Raw genomic sequence first — 1,299 nt, 5'->3', positions numbered from 1 at the left:
GGGGGTGCGGACGATTTCTTGGACCGCGCCTAGGCGTATCCAAGCTTCCTGCGGTACTCCATCGGGCTCAGCCACCCGAGGGACTTCTTGATCCGCTCCTCACGATAGTACACGAGGTAGGCCTCGAGCCTTCCCATGAACTCCTCGGCCGTCACGCCCTCCCAGTCCCTGTAGTGGAAGAACTCGTTCTTGAGGCGCCCGAAGAAGCCCTCGCAGGCCGAGTTGTCCGGGCTGCAGCCCTTCGCGGACATGCTCCTGACCAGGCCGTTCTCCTCGCAGATCCCGATCCACTCCGGCCAGCGGTAGTGGCCGCCCCGGTCCGAGTGGATCGTCGTGCGCACCCCCGCCGGCCTCGCCGCGCAGGCCTTGAGCAGGCTCGAGTTCGCGAGGCGCTTGTCGGGGTGCAGCCCGATCGACCAGGCGACGGGCATCCCGTCGAAGCAGTCGACGATCGGGCTCAGGTAGACCTTCTCGCCGCCCGGGAGCCTGAACTCGGTGATGTCGGTGAGCCACAGCCGGTTGGGCTCGTCGGCGCGGAACCTCCTGTTCACGAGGTTCTCCGGCGCCTTGGAGACCTCGCCGGCGTAGGAGCTGTAGCCCCGGGCGCGCCTCTTGTTGTAGACGACCTCGAGGCCCTCCTCGCGCATCACGCGGGCCACGCGCTTCTCGCTGGCCCGGACGCCCTCGCGGCGCAGGCGCGCCCAGACGGTGCGGTACCCCCAGCACCCCGAGCCCTCGCGGAAGATGCGCACCACGCGGTCGCGTATGTCGGCGTCGCGGTCGCGCGGCGCGGCGACGCGGGGCCTCCAGTACTCATAGGAGCTCTTCGATATCCTCAAGAAACCTGTGATCGAGCGGAGGGGCAGGGCGGTCGCCCGCCTCAATCTCTCGCCGAGCTCGCACTTGCTCCTGTTCGAGATCGAAGCCGGGTCCCACCCTTCCGCTTTTAGGTCGGCCAACACCGCCCTGAGCAGCAGGTTCTCTATCTGGTCCTCGTTGAGCCCGGCGAGCGGGCCGGTCGCCGGCGGGGCGTAGATCGACTTGTCGGGGCCCAAGCTGGCCTCCTTCCGTGGCGGTTTCCTCGCCCCGATTCTACAGCGCGCCCCGGTGTAGCTGTGCGGGAGGTGCCCCGTCGCCCACTTCTTGGCCGCGCCCACCGAGACCCCCGCGAACTTCGCGGCGGCGGTCGGCCCCATGCCGTCCTCCGTCGCCAGGAGGAAGAGCTCGACCTTCTCCCTGCTGTACATGCGAACCTCCAGTCCGGACCGCCCCGCGGTCCAACTTTCTGTCCGCACCCCC

General features: G+C 68.6%; 1 protein-coding gene. It reads right to left on the bottom strand.

Translation table 11 applies throughout. From position 1 onward, the window contains the following. Nucleotides 1-29: 29 nt before the first annotated feature. On the bottom strand, nucleotides 30-1,299 hold a 1,270-nt coding region (locus tag PGW49_RS10325; protein ID WP_270226442.1), incomplete at its 5' end, for an IS3 family transposase.

It is taken from the genome of Collinsella aerofaciens, from assembly GCF_027679495.1.
Taxonomy (GTDB): domain Bacteria; phylum Actinomycetota; class Coriobacteriia; order Coriobacteriales; family Coriobacteriaceae; genus Collinsella; species Collinsella aerofaciens_AK.
The sequence above is the reverse complement of the archived record's forward strand: the minus strand, read 5'-3'. Positions and strand labels throughout refer to the sequence as shown.